Origin of the sequence: Winslowiella arboricola, from assembly GCF_025527015.1 — a bacterium.
Lineage (GTDB): Bacteria > Pseudomonadota > Gammaproteobacteria > Enterobacterales > Enterobacteriaceae > Erwinia > Erwinia arboricola.
This window is the reverse complement of sequence record NZ_JAODIM010000037.1, coordinates 135,007-153,287: the sequence shown is the minus strand read 5'-3', so window position 1 is coordinate 153,287 and position 18,281 is coordinate 135,007. Positions and strand designations below refer to the sequence as shown.

The window sequence follows — 18,281 nt, the reverse complement described above, 5'->3', positions numbered from 1 at the left end:
GTGATTGCTATGGTTAATAAGAAGGTGTTATGGAAGGTATCAGTATTGCCAAATTGCTGATTATCGGTGCGTTAATCGTGCTGCTATTTGGTACCAATAAGTTACGCTCTCTTGGCGGTGATCTGGGCTCAGCGATTAAAGGCTTCAAAAAAGCCATGAGTGAAGATGACTCTGCCGCTAAGAAAACCACCCCTGAAGATGCCACGGCCGATCGCGTTACTCATAAAGAGTAAATTGACGTCGAGACAAATGTAACCACTGGTTACAGCTATTCAGACAAAAGAACCGGCAGCCACAGGCAACCGGTTCTTTTTTTTTACTCCAGGGGAGCCGTTATCGGCTGCCGTTGTAATGATTAGCACGGGCGGCGAGAACGCCGCCCGTGCATGGGCGTTGCCCTTATTTCACTTCCATTCCTTTCGCCTGCAAATCGGCGTGGTAGGAAGAGCGGACAAACGGACCGCAGGCAGCGTGGGTAAAGCCCATCGCCAGCGCTTCTTCTTTCATCTCATCAAACTCAGCCGGACTGACGTAGCGCTGAACCGGCAGATGGTGGCGGCTTGGCTGCAGATACTGGCCCAGCGTTAGCATGGTGACACCATGACGGCGTAGATCGCGCATCACTTCAACGATTTCGGCATTGGTTTCGCCAAGGCCAACCATCAGACCAGACTTGGTTGGTATTTGCGGATGCGCTTCTTTAAAGCGTTCCAGCAGTTTCAGCGACCAGTCGTAGTTTGCGCCCGGACGCACCTGGCGGTAGACGCGTGGCACGTTTTCCAGATTGTGGTTAAACACATCTGGCGGTGTTTGCACCAGAATTTCCAGCGCGCGGTCCATACGGCCACGGAAGTCGGGCACCAGGGTTTCAATTTTAATATTCGGGCTTTTTTCGCGGATGGCGCTGATACAGTCGACGAAATGCTGTGCGCCGCCATCACGTAAATCATCACGGTCCACTGAGGTGATCACCACATAGCGCAGCGCCATATCGGCGATAGTCTGCGCCAGTTTGCCTGGCTCGTTGGCATCAGGCGTCAGCGGACGACCATGCGCCACATCGCAGAACGGGCAGCGGCGGGTGCAGATGGCGCCGAGGATCATAAAGGTGGCGGTGCCGTGGTTAAAACACTCGGAAAGGTTAGGGCAGGAGGCTTCCTCACAGACGGAGTGCAGACCGTTTTTACGCATTGCGGCTTTGATGCCCTGAATCCGGGTTGAGTCAGCAGGCAGTTTGATTTTCATCCACTCCGGCTTTCTTAACATCTCAGGCCGTTCAGTCATCACGGTTTTTACCGGGATCAGTGCCATTTTGTCTGCGTCGCGATACTTAACGCCGCGTTCCATCAGTATAGGTTTACTCATAAGCTTGCAGGTTCCAATTTGGATTGCGTTCTGAAATCATCTTGCAACTCAACGGGTTGCTATGTATTTCAACTTTTTTTGATAAAAGCGCAAAAATTATATCATCTCGCCGCCTGACAAGCAGTACGGGAAGAAGGGAAAACGTTGCATAATTGTAAAGCAGCACAGATGGCTACAGATTACAGCTGGCTTAATTCCTGCGTTTCACGATATTCCGCACCACCGATGGCCAGCAGCGTGACAAATTTATCGACCAGTACCGGTTGCACTTCTGCCAGCGTAATCTCTGGCTGGAAGGCGCTCAGCTGAGTCATCTCCAGTCCGGCATAGCCACAGGGGTTAATGCGCAGGAAGGGCGCCAGGTCCATACGGATATTGAGCGCCAGACCATGAAATGAGCAACCCTGGCGAATGCGCAGGCCAAGAGAGCAGATTTTTTTGCCGTCGACATAGACGCCGGGGGCATCCGCGCGCGCGCTGGCCGTGACGCCAAAGTGTGCCAGCGTATCGACTACGGTTTGTTCAATAGCGGTGACCAGCTGGCGGACGCCAAGCTTACGGCGCTTCAGATCGATGAGTACATACATCACCTGCTGGCCCGGACCGTGATAGGTTACCTGGCCGCCGCGATCGCTCTGGACCACCGGAATATCGCCGGTCATCAGCAGATGTTCGGTTTTACCCGCCTGACCCTGGGTAAATACCGCCGGGTGCTCGACCAGCCAGAGTTCATCAGGCGTGTCGGCACTGCGCCGATCGGTAAACTGATGCATAGCTTGCGAAACAGGTTGCCACGGGTGTAGTCCCAGCTGGCGAACGATGATGGTGTCTTGATGCAAAACGTGAGTCCGGCTGACAAACAGAAGGGCAGTATAACGTCGGTAAAGAGCGAGAGCTATCGCCCTTTACCGCAAGAGGCGCTTACAGCACCATACGAACGATTTCGATTTTACCTAATTCTTCGTAAAGAATTTCGATTTGCTCGATATGGGTGGCGTTAATGGTGATCGACACGGAGTGGTAGTTACCTTTGCTGCTCGGTTTAACTTCCGGGGTGTAATCGCCTGGTGCATGACGTTGCACTACTTCAACCACTTGATCAACCAACTCTGGCTGCGCCAATCCCATCACTTTAAAGGGAAAGATGCAGGGAAATTCAAGTAGTTCTTTCAGATTGGTTTTCATAAATGCTCCGGTGCGCTAAAACGAGGACTCCCGCCGCAGCGGGAGTTTACTGATAGTTATTATATGGGGTTTCTGGCTGAAATTATCAAGTGCCGGGAAATAATCAGCACGGGCGGCGAGAGCGCCGCCCCTACACGTTCTGATGGACCGCAACCGTCAGATTAACCGAACCAGTGGTGGAACATCAGTTTGATGTAATCCACGATACGGCCAAAGAAGTTGCCTTCCTGCACTTCGTTCAGCACCACCAGCGGGCGCTGGTCGATGGTTTTGCCGTCCAGCTGGAAGTTGATGCTGCCAACTACCTGGTTTTTCTGCAACGGGGCGTGCAGTTCGGTATTGGTCAGCACATAGCTGGCTTTCAGATCTTTCATGCGGCCACGAGGAATGGTCAGATAAGCATCTTTCTCCACGCCCAGCATCACGCGATCGCTGTTACCAAACCAGACTGGCTCAGAAGCAAACTCTTTACCGGCTTTCAGTGGCGCCACAGTTTCAAAGAAACGGAAGCCCCAGGTCAGCAGTTTTTTGCTCTCGGTTTCGCGACCTTTATAGGTATGGCCGCCCATTACCGCCGAGATTAAGCGCATCTGACCTTCGGTCGCCGACGCCACCAGGTTGTAACCTGCCGCATTGGTATGGCCGGTTTTGATGCCATCAACGGTCAGGCTGGTGTCCCACAGCAAACCGTTACGGTTCATCTGACGGATATTATTAAAGGTGAACTCTTTCTCTTTATAGACCGCGTACTCTTCCGGCACATCTCGGATCAGTGCCTGACCGATCAACGCCATATCGCGCGCCGAGCTGAACTGGCCTTCCGCATCCAGACCATGCACCGTCTGGAAGTGGGTATTTTGCAGACCCAGCGCTTTTACGTAGTTGTTCATCAGGCCAACAAACGCGTCCTGGCTTCCTGCGACATAATCGGCCATCGCCACACAGGCGTCGTTGCCCGATTGCAGCACGATACCGCGTGTCAGCTGGGAAACCGGCACGCGGTCGCCTGGCTTCAGGAACATCAGAGAGGAGCCTTTGAACACCGGATTACCGGTTGCCCAGGCATCCTGACCCACGGTAACCATATCATCCTGATGGATTTTGCCTGCTTTAACCGCCTGACCAATAACATAGCTGGTCATCATTTTGGTCAGACTGGCCGGGTCACGACGGGCGTCAGCATTTTTTTCCGCCAGCACCTTACCTGAGTTGTAGTCGATCAGGACATAAGCTTCCGCATCGATATCCGGCACGCCAGGAATCATGGTTTTCAGATTAACATCTTCGGCATGGGCGAAGGTGGTGATGCTGAGCGCGATCAGTGAACCCACTGTCAGGCGTTTGAGAAAACGAGAAGGTGTCTGAGTGTTCATGTTTGGGACAACAACATCCGTGGAGTTAAGTTAAAAAAGTGACTCACTATAGCAAATGCATATTTTACAGGCACCCGACTTTGCGCCTCACTTGTTAACAGACGTTACATTACCGTCTGCTAACCAGTGGCGCGGGCACATGCAGAATTACATTCCGCCTGGTGCGACTGTGATAAATGATTGCTGCTGAGCTTCGGTGGACAGGCGCTGCTGCAGCGCAGCGGCCTGTTGGCGATTGCTGAATGGACCTAACTGGACGCGATACACATTGCCGCTGGCGGCAACGTTACCCGGGACGCCAAAGCGCTGACTCAGTGACTGCGCCCAGCTGCGTGCACGGGCGCCATCGCTAAGCGCGCCGACCTGCACCACATAACCGGAACCCGAAGCGATCGCACGGGCGCCAGAGTGAGCGACCGGTGCAGCGGCGGCGGCCGCTGCGGGCTGACTGACTGCGGGTTGCGGCTCGCTGCCTTCCAGCACGCCAGTACGCAGTGGTGTCGGAGCGCCAAGGAATCCGCCGCTACGTACCGGCGCGCCCATCGAGTCATCGCTGCTCAGTGTCTGGTTATCTACCGGCAGGCTGTTATCGGATGACTGGGCGACCGGCTGTGACTGCGGCTGGCTGTCAGTGGTCGCGGCAGCGCCACCCATTACCGTCATGCCACCGGCAATATCCGGGCGTGAGGGCAGGGCATAGCTCTGTTTGGCAACCGTGGTGCCAACGGTGCCCGGGCCGGAAACTGATCCATCCGGCGCGACCTTAATATAATCGACGCGGACTTTGGTGTTATTGGAAATATTCAGACGCTCGCCCGCCGCCCGCGACAGGTCAATAATCCGTCCTGAAGTGTAAGGACCGCGATCGTTAACCCGCACCACAATCTGGCGACCGTTGGCGATATTGGTGACGCGCACATAGCTCGGCAGCGGCAGGGTCGGATGCGCAGCCGTCAGGGCATTGGGATCAAAGGTTTCACCGATCGCCGTCTGGTTGCCGCCCGCTTCATCGCCATACCAGGCCGCCAGCCCGGTTTCGCTGAAGTTCGACGGATCTTTTACGATGCGGTAAGTCTTGCCATTGACCGCGTAATCCTGACTGGTGCCGGGATTAATCGGTTCATAGCGCGGTTCGACACCGCCAATTTCCACCACCGGGCCATTATACGCCGGTTGCTGTGGTGCAGGTGACTGCTGTTGCTCAGTGGTACAGGCCGCCAGAAGCAGTGATGCCGCGCCAATCCAAAGCCAATCCTTACGCATGTGAAGCCTCTTAAACGCTTTTTGACAACATTTTTCGATGAGTATGGATCGACATCACAATGCCAAATCCGGCCATAAGTACTATCAGGGCGGAGCCACCGTAACTGACCAGCGGTAAAGGTACGCCAACTACCGGTAAGATACCACTAACCATGCCAATGTTAACAAAAACATAGACAAACAGAATCAGCATTAAGCCTCCGGCCATCACGCGGCCAAAGGTAGTCTGCGCACGTGCGGCGATCATCAGCCCGCGCATAATCAGCACCAGATAAAGCGCCAGCAGGATCAGCACCCCGACCAGGCCCAGCTCCTCCGCCAGAACCGCAAAGATAAAGTCGGTGTGGCGTTCGGGCAGAAACTCCAGCTGTGACTGGGTGCCATGCAGCCAGCCCTTGCCGCGCAGGCCGCCGGAACCAATAGCGATCTTCGACTGAATAATATGGTAACCGGCGCCTAACGGGTCGCTTTCCGGATCGAGCAGCATCATCACGCGGTCGCGCTGATAGTCGTGCATCAGGAAGAACCACAGGATCGGGATAAAGGCCGCCACCAGCAGTACGGCTACGCCAATCAGCTTCCAGCTCATACCTGACAGGAACAGCACAAACAGGCCTGAAGCGGCAATCAGAATTGAGGTGCCGAGATCGGGTTGCGCCGCCACCAGCAGGGTTGGCATAAAGATCAGAATTAACGCGATAGCGGTATTTTTCAGTGAGGGCGGACACACATCGCGGTTAATAAAGCGCGCCACCATCAGCGGCACGGCGATTTTAGCGATCTCCGACGGCTGGAAACGCACAAAGCCGAGATCGAGCCAGCGCTGCGCGCCTTTACTGATCTGGCCAAAGACATCGACCGCCACCAGCAGCAGCACACAGACAATATACAGATAGGGCGCCCAGCCTTCGTAGACCCGCGGTGGCACCTGCGCCATTACAATCATAATTACCAGGCCCATTACAATCTGACCGAGCTTGCGCTCCATCATGCCCGGATCCTGCCCGCTGGCGCTCCACATCACTAACGCACTGTAGGCCAGCAGACCGGTGATAATCACCAGAAAGATCGGGTCGATATGCAGCCTGGTCCAGATGGTACGCTTTTGCGGGCTATCGTTCATTGACATGATTATTCGCCCTCATAGCCGGATGGCACCGGTGGTGCATCAGGTAGCTCGGTATTGTTATCGCCCAGCATAATGTGGTCGAGGATCTGACGCATAATAGTCCCTACCGCCGGGCCAGCGCCGCCGTTTTCGAGAATTATAGTGACTGCGACGCGCGGTTTGTCGTAAGGCGCAAATGCGGTCATCAGTTTGTGGTCACGCAACCGCTCAGCAATTTTATGGGCGTTATACGTTTCATTGGCTTTCAGGCCATACACCTGCGCGGTACCGGATTTGGCGGCGATTTTATACGGCGCATCGGCAAAACTTTTATGCGCGGTGCCGTTTGGCCGGTTAGCCACGCCGTACATACCATCTTTGGCAATTTCCCAGTAACCGGAGTGAATATCGCCAATCGGTGGATGATCCGCCTGTTTATAAGGCACCTGGACATTGTTTTCGCGGGTTGAGCGCAGCAGATGCGGAACTTTAACGATGCCGTCGTTGATCAGCGTCATCATCGCTTTATTCATCTGTACCGGGGTGGCGGTCCAGTAACCCTGACCAATGCCGACCGGAATGGTGTCACCCTGATACCACGGTTTTTTAAAGCGTTTCATCTTCCAGTCGCGGGTCGGCATAATCCCGGCGTACTCTTCGGATAAATCGATGCCGGTAAGATGGCCGTAACCAAATTTACTCATCCATTCGGCCAGCCGATCAATACCCATATCGTATGCCACCTGATAGAAGAAGGTATCCGCTGACTCTTCCAGCGACTTGGTGACGTTCAGGCGGCCATGACCCCAGCGTTTCCAGTCACGATAGCGCTTCTCCGATCCTGGTAACTGCCACCAGCCGGGGTCAAACAGGCTGGTGCTGCGGTTAATCACCCCGGCGCTCAGCGCCGATACCGCCACATACGGTTTTACCGTTGACGCTGGAGGGTAAGTCCCCTGAGTGGCGCGGTTGATCAGTGGACGGTTTTCATCGTGCAGCAGGCGGTTGTAGTCGCCACTGGAGATACCGTCGACAAACAGATTCGGGTCATAACTTGGCATCGATACCAGCGCCAGCAGCTCGCCGGTGCGTGGATCGCTGACCACCACCGCCGCGCGGCTGCCCGCCAGCAGGGTTTCAATATACTGTTGCAGATGCAGGTCGATGGTCAGCGTAATATCGCGTCCGGCCTGTGGCGACTGCTCATGCAGCTGGCGAATGACGCGGCCACGGTTATTAACTTCCACCTCTTCGTAGCCGGTTTTGCCATGCAGCAGATCTTCGTAATAGCGCTCAACGCCCAGCTTGCCGATATCGTGGGTTGCGGCATAGTTCGGCCATTTGCCCTCGCTGTCGAGACGTTCGACATCGCGGTCATTGATTTTGGAGACATAGCCGATTACATGGGTGAGGGCGGAGCCATAAGGGTAGTAACGGCGCTGGTAGCCTTTCACTTCCACACCGGGGAAACGGTACTGGTTCACCGCAAAACGCGCCACCTGTACATCATTCAGGCCGGTTTTCACCGCGATGGAGGTAAAACGCCGCGAGCGCTTACGCTCTTTTTCAAAGGCGTCGATATCGTCATCGGTAAGATCGACCACTGTTCGCAAATCTTCCAGCGTCTGCTTCAGGTTATCAACCTTTTCCGGCACCAGTTCGACCTGATAGATGGTGCGATTCAGCGCCAGCGGAATGCCGTTACGATCGTAAATCATGCCGCGGCTGGGGGCGACGGGAACCAGTTTGATGCGGTTTTGATTGGAGCGGGTGCTGTAATCGTCAAAACGCAGGATCTGCAGGTGGTACAAATTGACCACCAGAATGCTGGAGAGAATCAGAATGCCAAAAAAAGCGACCAGCGCACGCCGCACAAAGAGCGATTGTTCGGCAGAGTAGTCACGAAAAGAGTTACGTTGTAATTTCATCCGCTGCTTATTTATATCCGGTTAGAGCTATACCCTAAATATTTCGGGCTACAGGAAGTCAGCATGCAAATGCATTCTGTAGGGGCGGCGTTATCGCCGCCCGCGCAGCCAACACACCTGCAACTTGAAATATAACGGGTATATCGGTTATTCACGATGATAAGGATGATTCGCAGTAATACTCCATGCGCGATACAGACTCTCAGCAACCAAAACGCGAACCAGCGGATGGGGCAGGGTCAGTGCCGAGAGCGACCAGCTCTGCTCAGCAGCAGCTTTGCAGGCGGGAGACAGCCCTTCCGGGCCGCCAATTAACAGGCTGACATCTCTGCCGTCGAGCTTCCAGCGTTCAAGCTGGGCGGCCAGCTGCGGGGTATCCCACGGATGGCCCGGAATATCCAGGGTGACGATGCGATTGCCTTTGCCCACCGCTGCCAGCATCGCCTCACCCTCTTTATCGAGGATGCGGGTGATGTCGGCATTTTTGCCACGTTTGCCGGCGCTCACTTCCGTCAGCTCCAGCGGCATATCCCGGGGAAAACGGCGCAGGTATTCCATAAAGCCGGTTTGTACCCAGTCGGGCATTTTGGTGCCTGTGGCGACAAGCTGCAACTTCACGCATTAACCCCAGAGTTTTTCCAGCTCATACAGGCGACGACTCTCTTCCTGCATCACATGGACAATCACTTCGCCCAGATCGACAACCACCCAGTCAGCGAGGGTCTGGCCTTCAACGCCCAGTGGGATCATGCCTGCGGCACGCGATTCCTGCACCACATGGTCAGCAATTGACATCACATGACGGGTTGAGGTGCCGGTACAGATGATCATGCAGTCGGTGATACTGGATTTGCCCTGAACATCCAGAGAAAGGATATCCTGACCTTTAAGATCATCAATCTTATCAATAACGAAGTCTTGGAGTGCTTTACCTTGCAAAAGGTTCCCCTCGGGTAGTTGTGTGTGACGGGTTATCTCATCGTTATGCGTTTAGCGGCGCGGATAACCGTTACAGGATTTATCTGGGGGCCATAGCCCTGAAAATTAGCGGCGAAGTATAGCATGACCCGATCACTGAGAGTATAACCCTTCACGATTGATATATGCGGTGACTGCGGCAGGTAACAAGTCATCGCAGGATTGCCCGTGCTGGCGGCGCTGGCGGATCTCCGTCGCTGAGATGGCCACCAACGGCGTGTCGGCGAGGAAGATCAAGCCCGCGGGCTGGCGCTGTAATGCGCGGGCATCCTGCGTCAGATGGCTGTCGAGCCACTGCTGCTGCCGGGCATTTTCCATCTGTGTCGCATAGCCCGGACGTTTGCACACCAGCAGATGGCACAGCGACAGCAGATCCTGCCAGCGATGCCATTTATGCAGGCTGAGCAGCGAATCCTGACCGATGATAAACGCCAGCGGTTGTTGGTCGCCGCGCTCCGCGCGCAGTTCCGCCAGGGTGTCTGCCGTCCATGAAGGCGTGCTGCGTTGCAGTTCGCGCTCATCAAGGTGGAACAGCGGCAGATCGGCAATCGCCAGCCTGACCATCGCCACACGCTGCGCCGGAGAGGCTTCAGGTTGTGGACGATGCGGTGGCACATTGTTCGGCAGCAGCGTTACCTGCTGCAAACCCACCTGACGCGCCAGCGCTTCGACCGGTCGTAAATGGCCGAAATGGATTGGGTCAAAAGTGCCGCCAAACAGGGCGTGCAGCGCAGTCGTTTCAGACATCACAGAAGCTCTCAGGAAACGATTTATTACAGAGTAGCAGTGACAGGGTTTCCAGTTCAGCCCATAACGACTGGCCGTAATCCTGTTTCAGGGTCAGTTCGATGCGGGTTAACAGACGAATCGCCTGCAACAGCTGGCGGGCGTCGATACGTTGCAGCGCATCGCTAAACAGCGGACGACGGTTCTGCCAGACGCGATGCTGATCAAACAGCGTACGCAGCGGCGTGCTGCGCATCTGACGTTGCAGGGTAAGCAACATCATCATATCGCGTTGCAGGGTGCGGATCATAATTACCGGCTCGCTCTCTTCCGCCTGCATTTGTCGCAAAATATGCAGCGCACGTTTGCTTTTACCGGCCAGCAGCGCGTCGACCCAGTGAAACGGCGTAAAGTGCGCCGCATCATTCACCGCCTGTTCCACGCGCGGCAGCGTCAGTTTGCCATCCGGCCACAGCAGCGAGAGACGTTCCAGCGCCTGCGACAGCGCCAGCAGATTGCCCTCATAGCAGTAGCAGAGCAGCTGATTAGCGGCATCATCGAGGGTCAGCTTCATCGCCTTCGCCCGATTGACCACCCATCGCGGCAGTTGCGCCTGTTCCGGCGTTACGCAGGGAACCAGTACGGCGTTGCTGCTCAGGGCTTTAAACCAGGCGCTGTTTTCCTGTGCTTTGGTCAGCTTATTGCTGCGCAGTATCAGCAGAATATCGCTATGCAGCAGGGTGGAGAGTTTGACCAGCTGTTCGCCCATAGCCGCGTTAGGGCCATTTTCCGGCAGGATCAACAGCAAGGTCTGGCGACTGGCAAACAAACTCAGTTCCTGGCAGGTACTGTAGATGGCATCCCAGTCGGTGCTGGCATCGAGGGTAACGCTGAAGTGTTCGCTAAACTGCTGCTGTTGCGCGGCGGCGCGCACCACGTCCTGACTTTCCTGCAGTAACAGCGGTTCATTACCACAGAGCAGATAGCAGGCGCGCAGCCCCTCACGAAGCTGCGCGCTGAGTTGCTCAGGATAGATCCTGATCATTGGACGGTGGCGCTACCTGATGTCGGCAGAGCAACCGGTTCCGTACCGTTGACGGCAGGCGTCGCGGAATCGGCATCAACTGCTGAGGCATCAAGGTTTTCCTGCGCCGCATGCACGGTTAACAGCTTACGTACCAGCTGCTCCGCGCCTTTTTCACGCATTTCCTGGCGAATAATCTCCTGTTCGGAGTCTTTTGCCAGCGCGGCCTGCGGGTTATCGAAGAATGAACGATAGACGGTGGCGCTGATCGGGTAGATGCCTTTATTTGGCAGCAGCACCTGGGCGCGTACGGTCATCATCATCGAGTATTCGGCGGTTACGCCATTGCGGAACACGGACGCGGTATCACGGCCACTGGTTTCACCCAGCAGACGCAGTGACGGCACATCGGTGCGCAGCCCCGGATTATCAACAACCTCAACGTTGTTCAGACGTAACTGTTCACGCACTATACGTGTTAGCGGGCCATAAGGATCGCTGCTGTCGAGGATCAGCGTTTTCATTTCTGCCGGCACCTGGGTGGTGCCGCTCAGATGAAAACCACAACCTGCGGTGACCAGCACCGCAAAGCCTAATAACAGAGTCAAAATCGGATGTCGCACACTTCCTCCTGAACTTAACCTACGACCAGGTTAAGCAGTTTGCCCGGGACGTAAATCACTTTACGAATGGTCACGCCGTCCAGATATTTCGCCACCAGATGCTCCTGCGCAGCCCGTGCCTGTACCTGCTCCTGCGTTGCATCTGCCGGAACAGTAATTTTACCACGTACTTTGCCGTTAACCTGTACCACCACCAGCAGAGAGTCCTCTACCATTGCAGCTTCATCGGCCTGCGGCCATGGCGCATTATCAACATCCTGCGTGCCGCCCAGCGCCTGCCACAGTGTAAAGCTGGCATGCGGGGTGAACGGATAGAGCATACGCACCACTGCCTGCAACGCTTCCTGCATCAGCGCGCGATCCTGCTCGCTCTCCTGCGGTGCACGCGCCAGTTTGTTCATCAGCTCCATAATCGCCGCGATCGCGGTATTAAAGGTCTGACGACGGCCAATATCATCGGAAACTTTAGCGATGGTTTTGTGCAGATCGCGACGCAGTGCTTTCTGATCGTCATTCAGGCTGGCGATATCCAGCGCAGTGACCGCGCCTTTTTCGGTATGATCGAACACCAGTTTCCAGACGCGTTTCAGGAAGCGGTTAGCGCCTTCCACGCCAGACTCCTGCCACTCCAGCGTCATTTCTGCTGGCGAAGCGAACATCATAAACAGACGTACGGTATCCGCGCCATAACGCTCAACCATCACCTGCGGGTCAATGCCGTTGTTTTTCGACTTCGACATTTTGCTCATGCCGGCATAGACCAGCTCGTGACCAGCTTCATCGCTGGCTTTCACAATGCGGCCTTTCTCATCGCGCTCAACCGTAACGTCAACCGGAGAAACCCAGTTACGCTCGCCGTTAACGCCGAGGAAGTAGAACGCATCGGCCAGCACCATACCCTGGCACAGCAGGCGTTTGGCGGGTTCGTCAGAGTTGACCAGACCAGCATCACGCAGCAGTTTGTGATAGAAGCGGAAATACATCAGGTGCATGATGGCGTGTTCAATACCGCCCACATACTGATCGACCGGTAGCCAGTAGTTAGCTGCCGCCGGGTCCAGCATGCCTTTATCATAATCCGGGCAGGTGTAACGCGCGTAGTACCAGGATGACTCCATAAAGGTGTCAAACGTATCGGTTTCACGCAGCGCTGGCTGGCCATTAACGGTGGTCTTCGCCCACTCCGGGTCAGCTTTGATCGGGCTGGTAATGCCATCCATCACCACATCTTCCGGCAGGATCACCGGCAGCTGGTCTTCCGGGGTTGGCATAACGGTGCCATCTTCCAGCGTAACCATTGGAATTGGCGCACCCCAGTAACGCTGACGGGAAACCCCCCAGTCGCGCAGACGGTAGTTGACTTTACGCTCGCCAACGCCTTTCTCCGCCAGCTGGCTGGCAATCGCATTAAAGCCTTCTTCGTGCGACAGGCCGCTAAATTCACCGGAGTTAAACAGCGCGCCTTTATCGGTCATCGCCGCTGCGCTAACGTCCGGCTCGCTGCCATCCAGATTGAGGATCACCGGTTTAATCGTCAGGTGATATTTGCTGGCAAACTCCCAGTCGCGCTGATCGTGCGCCGGTACCGCCATCACCGCGCCAGTACCGTATTCCATCAGCACAAAGTTAGCGACCCACACCGGCACTTGCTCGCCAGTCAGTGGATGGAGCGCGAACAGGCCGGTGGCCATGCCCTTTTTCTCCATGGTCGCCATCTCGGCTTCGGCCACTTTGGTATTGCGGCATTCCGCAATAAAGTCAGCCAGCGCCGGGTTGCTGGCCGCCGCCTGCGCCGCCAGTGGATGACCGGCCGCGACCGCCAGGTAGGTGGCGCCGATAAAGGTGTCCGGGCGGGTGGTGTAAACGGTCAGCTTCTCTTCGCTGTCGACCACATTAAAGGTGATCTCCACCCCTTCAGAACGGCCAATCCAGTTGCGCTGCATGGTTTTAACCTGCTCAGGCCAGTCTTCCAGCTTGTCGAGGTCATTTAGCAGCTCATCAGCGTAGTCAGTGATTTTAACAAACCACTGTGGGATCGCTTTGCGCTCAACTTTGGTATCGCAGCGCCAGCAGCAGCCGTCGATCACCTGCTCGTTAGCCAGTACCGTCATATCGTGCGGGCACCAGTTAACCGCCGAGGTTTTCTTATAAACCAGGCCTTTTTTATACAGCTCAGTGAAGAACCACTGTTCCCAGCGATAATACTCTGGCTGACAGGTCGCCAGTTCGCGGCTCCAGTCGTAACCAAAACCCAGCAGCTTCAGCTGGTTCTTCATATAGTCAATATTGTCGTAGGTCCATGGCGCTGGCGCGGTATTGTTTTTTACCGCAGCGCCTTCGGCCGGCAGACCAAATGCATCCCAGCCAATCGGCTGTAGCACGTTTTTGCCCAGCATACGCTGGTAGCGAGCGATAACGTCGCCAATGGTGTAGTTACGCACGTGGCCCATATGTAGGCGACCAGAAGGATAGGGCAGCATGGAGAGGCAGTAGTACTTCTCTTTACCTTCCTCTTCAGTCACTTTAAAAGTCTGCTTCTCGTGCCAGTGAAGCTGAACGTGGGATTCTATCTCTTCCGGGCGGTATTGCTCTTGCATGGCAGCCAGTGGTCCTTAGTGAATAGCTCAATTATTAACTAATTTACTATTTTGATTAATCGACATCAGATCCGCATAGCATAGCTGATAAGCCTTCGCAGCAACAATAGTTAGCGTCCCGCTAAGCTTCTTTTCTCTGTAAGGCGGAATCCCGCTTGCAGAATTGGACGAATGTGGTGCGGCAGACACGGCAAAACGCTGATAAGCGCTAGAATTAAAGAGGAATTATCTGTCAGCACTGCAAAGGAGATAAAATGAACAAGCTTGCTCAGTACTATCGTGAGTTAGTGGCATCGTTAACCGAGCGGCTAAATCGTGACGATCGCGATATCGACGCGCTGGTGGATAATGCGCGCCAGCGTCTGACTGCCACCGGAGAGTTGACCCGTCACGAAGTGGACGAGGTATTGCGTGCCGTCAGACGCGATCTGGAAGAGTTTGCCCGCAGCTATGGTGAGAATGAAGAAGATCTTAACGACAGCGTGTTTATGCGGGTTATCCGTGAGAGCGTGTGGAAAGAACTGGCGGATATTACCGATAAAAGCCAGCTGGAGTGGCGTGAGGTCTTTCAGGATCTTAATCACCACGGCGTCTATCAGAGCGGCGAAGTGGTCGGTTTAGGGAATCTGGTGTGCGAAAAGTGCCAGTTTACCCGCGCCATCTATACCCCGGAAACCTTAACCCGTTGCCCGGAGTGTGGTCATGACCAGTTCCAGCGTCAGCCTTTTTCACCGTGATATTATTGAAACGGGCGGCGAGAACGCCGTCATTACGGTTAATGCACATCATTGAAACGGGCGGCGTTCTCGCCGCCCGCCGCCACCATTAGTGCAGGATTTTTGCGAGGAAATCTTTCGCGCGATCGGATTCAGGATTGTTAAAGAACTCATCCTTAGGACGGTCTTCGACAATTTTGCCTTCATCCATAAAGATCACGCGATTGGCCACTTTGCGCGCAAAGCCCATTTCGTGGGTTACTACCATCATGGTCATGCCTTCATTGGCCAGTTCGACCATCACGTCCAGCACTTCATTGATCATTTCCGGATCGAGCGCGGAAGTCGGTTCATCGAACAGCATCGCCACCGGATCCATACAGAGTGCGCGGGCAATTGCCACACGCTGCTGCTGACCGCCGGAGAGCTGGCCCGGATGCTTATTGGCATGCGCCGCTAAGCCAACGCGTTCCAGTAGTTTCAGCCCTTTCTGGCGTGCTTCTTCTTTGTTGCGCTTCAGCACCTTAACCTGCGCCAGCGTCAGGTTTTCGACAATCGACAGATGGGGAAACAGTTCAAAATGCTGGAACACCATGCCGACTTTAGAACGCAGCTGAGCCAGGTTGGTTTTCTTGTCGTTGACCTGGATACCGTTCACTTCGATGATGCCCTTTTGAATTGGCTCAAGACCATTGACGGTTTTGATCAGCGTCGATTTCCCGGAACCCGAAGGGCCGCAAACCACAACCACTTCACCTTTTTTCACTTCGGTTGAGCAGTCGGTCAGCACCTGAAAGTGACCATACCACTTGGAAATATTTTTCAGGGTAATCATTTAAACTGTCCTTTTCTTTAAATAGCTGACCAGCATCGAAGCGGAAATACTGATAACAAAGTAGACCAAACCGGCAAACAAAATCATCTCAACCTGGGTGCCATCGCGCTCGCCAATTGAGGAGGCGGTACGGAAGAAGTCCGCAAGACTCAGCACATACACCAGCGAGGTGTCCTGGAACAGTACGATGCCCTGAGTCAGCAGCAGCGGCACCATGGCGCGAAACGCCTGGGGCAGCACAATAAGTTTCATCGACTGCCACTGCGTCATGCCCAGCGCCAGTGCGGCATTTCCCTGACCACGCGAGATACTGAGGATACCGGCGCGAATGATTTCGGAATAATAGGCGGCTTCAAACAGTGAGAAGGCGACCATCGCCGAGATCAGGCGAATATCGGTTTTCGGTGATAATCCCAGTACCTGTTGCAGGAAGCTTGGCACCACCAGATAGAACCATAACAGCACCATCACTAATGGCACCGAGCGGAACAGATTGACATACAGGCGCGCGAACCAGCTGATCGGCTTAAAGGTCGACAGGCGCATCACCGCCAGTAGCGTGCCCCAGATAATGCCAAACACAATCGCCGTCACGGTGATCTTCAGGGTAATAACCAGCCCGTTAAGCAGATAGGGCATGCTGGGAATAATGGAACTCCAGTCAAACTCGTACATCATTTACTCCCCATATTTCCCGGCACGCGAACCTTACGCTCCACCAGACTCATAATCAGCATAATCACCAGGTTGATGGCCACATACGCCAGGGTGATGGCAGTAAATGACTCATAGGCATGGGCGGAGTAATCCAGCAGCTTACCGGCTTGCGCCGCCATATCCACCAGACCGATGGTGGAGGCGATAGCAGAGTTTTTTACCAGGTTGAGCATTTCCGAGGTCATCGGCGGTACGATGACGCGGTAAGCGTTAGGCAGCAGGACATAACGGTACGTTTGTGGCAGCGTCAGGCCCATGGCCAGTCCGGCGTTTTTCTGTCCGCTCGGCAGTGACTGAATCGCCGCGCGCACCTGCTCGCAGACGCGGGCAGCGGTAAACAGACCGAGGCAGATAACCGAGGAGATAAAGAACTGAATATTGGGATCCAGCTCGGACTTAAACCACATGCCGAGGTCTTCGCCGACCAGTTCCGGCGCCACCAGATACCAGAAAAAGAACTGGACGATCAGCGGAATATTACGGAACAGTTCAACGTAGCAGGTGCCGATAGTGGAGAGCAGGCGGTTGGGCACGGTACGCAGGATGCCAAATAGCGATCCAATAAAGAAGGCAATAATCCAGGCGCAAATCGAAACTGCGATGGTGACCTGAAAACCTGACCACAGCCAGCCAAGATAGGTCGTATTGCCGAATGGGGCGGACTCAAGGAAAATCCCCCAGTTCCAATCGATAGACATAAATAACTCCGGTAAAAAAGGGTAGCGAAGCTACCCTGAAGATTGGTGAGTGGCCCCCGAAAATGCAGTCTGGGGAACGACCATCCTGCACTTGTTACCCATCAGTCTTTCAAGTTGTCGCGGATGCTTTAACTTTAGAGGCTGTGAGCCATATTGTCTGTCCGGGCCGGTAATCAGCAATCGAGCGGGCAGGCCAGCTGCCCTTTATTGTCATTGTTAGTTCAGTGCTTTATCGTTCGGTTCTTTGAACAGCGCTTTCATATCATCTGAAAGATCAAAGTTCAGATTCATATTCTTCGGTGGAATTGGGTTTTTAAACCATTTATCAAACCATTTGGCCGCTTCGCCGGAGGTCTGCGCCTGAGCAATGGTGTCATCCATCAGCTTTTTGAAATCAGGATCGTTTTTGCGCAGCATACAGCCGTAAGCCTCTTTCGACTGTGGCGTGCCAAGGATTTCCCAGTTGTCCTGTTTCTTCGCTTTCGCGCGCTCACCGGCCAGCAGGGCGTCATCCATCATAAAGGCGACAGCACGACCGGTTTCCAGCGTACGGAAGGAGTCACCGTGGTCTTTGGCGCTGATAATGCGCATTTCCATTTTCTTCTCATCATTCAGCTTGTTCAGCAGAACTTCTGAGGTGGTGCCGGAGGTGACAACCACAGTTTTACCTTTCAGATCGGCGAAGTCTTTAATCGGACCGCCTTTTTTCACCAGCAGGCGCGTGCCTACGACGAAAATGGTGTCAGAGAATGCCGCCTGTTTCTGGCGCTCAAGATTATTGGTGGTTGAGCCACACTCGAAATCGAAGGTGCCATTTTGCAGCAGGGGAATACGGTTTTGTGAGGTGATTGGCAGTAACTTCACCTGCAGATCAGGCTTGTTCAGTTTCTTCTTCACCGCTTCAACAATCGCGTTGGAGTAGTCCTGAGAGTAGCCCACGACTTTTTGCTGGTTATCGTAGTACGAGAAAGGAACAGATGATTCGCGATGGCCGACCACGATAACGCCATTTTTAGCCACTTTATCGAGGGTGGACATCTGCTGCTGGGCTGCCGGATCTTCTGCATAAGCGACACCGGAGGCTAATCCAGCCAGTGCAAGGCTAAGCCCCAGTTTCCGTAATTTCATGTTCCAACTCCTTTATC

At 54.5% G+C, this 18,281-nt stretch carries 19 protein-coding genes; 2 read left to right on the top strand and 17 right to left on the bottom strand.

The window, feature by feature from the left end; all coding sequences use genetic code 11:
- Positions 1–29 precede the first annotated feature (29 nt).
- Positions 30–233 (top strand): twin-arginine translocase subunit TatE, encoded by a 204-nt coding sequence (tatE, locus tag N5923_RS05500; RefSeq protein WP_267143416.1) that lies wholly within the window; start codon positions 30–32, stop codon positions 231–233.
- A 166-nt stretch (positions 234–399) separates the two neighbouring features.
- Here the strand turns inward: tatE and lipA are convergent, their stop codons facing one another.
- The 13 genes from lipA to leuS form a co-directional block, all read right to left on the bottom strand.
- Positions 400–1,365: a lipoyl synthase gene (lipA, locus tag N5923_RS05495; RefSeq protein WP_267143417.1), complete on the bottom strand. Its 966-nt coding sequence runs from the start codon at positions 1,363–1,365 to the stop codon at positions 400–402.
- A gap of 179 nt (positions 1,366–1,544) precedes the next feature.
- Positions 1,545–2,204 (bottom strand): lipoyl(octanoyl) transferase LipB, encoded by a 660-nt coding sequence (gene lipB / locus N5923_RS05490; RefSeq protein WP_267143418.1) that lies wholly within the window; start codon positions 2,202–2,204, stop codon positions 1,545–1,547.
- An 82-nt stretch (positions 2,205–2,286) separates the two neighbouring features.
- Positions 2,287–2,550, bottom strand: coding sequence for a DUF493 family protein YbeD (gene ybeD / locus N5923_RS05485; RefSeq protein WP_017799272.1), 264 nt, complete (start codon positions 2,548–2,550; stop codon positions 2,287–2,289).
- 161 nt (positions 2,551–2,711) lie between these two features.
- Positions 2,712–3,923 carry a D-alanyl-D-alanine carboxypeptidase DacA gene (gene dacA / locus N5923_RS05480; RefSeq protein WP_267143419.1) on the bottom strand — a complete coding sequence of 404 codons (1,212 nt, stop codon included), beginning with the start codon at positions 3,921–3,923 and terminating at the stop codon, positions 2,712–2,714.
- A 147-nt stretch (positions 3,924–4,070) separates the two neighbouring features.
- Positions 4,071–5,186, bottom strand: coding sequence for an endolytic peptidoglycan transglycosylase RlpA (gene rlpA, locus N5923_RS05475; protein ID WP_267143420.1), 1,116 nt, complete (start codon positions 5,184–5,186; stop codon positions 4,071–4,073).
- Between the two features lie 10 nt (positions 5,187–5,196).
- Positions 5,197–6,309 (bottom strand): peptidoglycan glycosyltransferase MrdB, encoded by a 1,113-nt coding sequence (gene mrdB / locus N5923_RS05470; RefSeq protein ID WP_267143533.1) that lies wholly within the window; start codon positions 6,307–6,309, stop codon positions 5,197–5,199.
- A gap of 8 nt (positions 6,310–6,317) precedes the next feature.
- Positions 6,318–8,222 carry a peptidoglycan DD-transpeptidase MrdA gene (gene mrdA, locus N5923_RS05465; RefSeq protein ID WP_267143421.1) on the bottom strand — a complete coding sequence of 635 codons (1,905 nt, stop codon included), beginning with the start codon at positions 8,220–8,222 and terminating at the stop codon, positions 6,318–6,320.
- A gap of 147 nt (positions 8,223–8,369) precedes the next feature.
- Positions 8,370–8,840 (bottom strand): 23S rRNA (pseudouridine(1915)-N(3))-methyltransferase RlmH, encoded by a 471-nt coding sequence (gene rlmH / locus N5923_RS05460; protein WP_267143422.1) that lies wholly within the window; start codon positions 8,838–8,840, stop codon positions 8,370–8,372.
- Between the two features lie 3 nt (positions 8,841–8,843).
- Positions 8,844–9,161 (bottom strand): ribosome silencing factor, encoded by a 318-nt coding sequence (gene rsfS / locus N5923_RS05455; protein ID WP_017799266.1) that lies wholly within the window; start codon positions 9,159–9,161, stop codon positions 8,844–8,846.
- A 132-nt stretch (positions 9,162–9,293) separates the two neighbouring features.
- Positions 9,294–9,947: a nicotinate-nucleotide adenylyltransferase gene (gene nadD / locus N5923_RS05450; protein WP_267143423.1), complete on the bottom strand. Its 654-nt coding sequence runs from the start codon at positions 9,945–9,947 to the stop codon at positions 9,294–9,296.
- Positions 9,940–10,971 (bottom strand): DNA polymerase III subunit delta, encoded by a 1,032-nt coding sequence (holA, locus tag N5923_RS05445; RefSeq protein ID WP_267143424.1) that lies wholly within the window; start codon positions 10,969–10,971, stop codon positions 9,940–9,942. Before holA ends, nadD begins: the two co-directional genes overlap by 8 nt.
- Positions 10,968–11,573, bottom strand: a complete 606-nt coding sequence (lptE, locus tag N5923_RS05440; protein WP_267143425.1) for an LPS assembly lipoprotein LptE — start codon at positions 11,571–11,573, stop codon at positions 10,968–10,970. Before lptE ends, holA begins: the two co-directional genes overlap by 4 nt.
- A gap of 14 nt (positions 11,574–11,587) precedes the next feature.
- Positions 11,588–14,170, bottom strand: coding sequence for a leucine--tRNA ligase (gene leuS / locus N5923_RS05435; RefSeq protein WP_267143426.1), 2,583 nt, complete (start codon positions 14,168–14,170; stop codon positions 11,588–11,590).
- A gap of 254 nt (positions 14,171–14,424) precedes the next feature.
- Between leuS and N5923_RS05430 the strand changes: the two genes are divergently transcribed.
- Complete coding sequence (locus N5923_RS05430) at positions 14,425–14,907, top strand: zinc ribbon-containing protein (protein ID WP_267143427.1); 483 nt, start codon at positions 14,425–14,427, stop codon at positions 14,905–14,907.
- Between the two features lie 88 nt (positions 14,908–14,995).
- Here N5923_RS05430 and N5923_RS05425 read toward each other — a convergent pair whose 3' ends face one another.
- The 4 genes from N5923_RS05425 to N5923_RS05410 form a co-directional block, all read right to left on the bottom strand.
- Complete coding sequence (locus N5923_RS05425) at positions 14,996–15,721, bottom strand: amino acid ABC transporter ATP-binding protein (protein WP_267143428.1); 726 nt, start codon at positions 15,719–15,721, stop codon at positions 14,996–14,998.
- Positions 15,722–16,396, bottom strand: coding sequence for a glutamate/aspartate ABC transporter permease GltK (gene gltK / locus N5923_RS05420; RefSeq protein ID WP_267143534.1), 675 nt, complete (start codon positions 16,394–16,396; stop codon positions 15,722–15,724).
- A complete protein-coding gene (locus tag N5923_RS05415) occupies positions 16,396–17,136 on the bottom strand; it encodes an amino acid ABC transporter permease (RefSeq protein ID WP_267143429.1) in 741 nt (246 codons plus the stop codon). The genes gltK and N5923_RS05415 overlap by 1 nt, the downstream gene beginning before the upstream one ends.
- Before the next feature lie 216 nt (positions 17,137–17,352).
- A complete protein-coding gene (locus tag N5923_RS05410; RefSeq protein ID WP_267143430.1) occupies positions 17,353–18,264 on the bottom strand; it encodes an amino acid ABC transporter substrate-binding protein in 912 nt (303 codons plus the stop codon).
- Positions 18,265–18,281 lie beyond the last annotated feature (17 nt).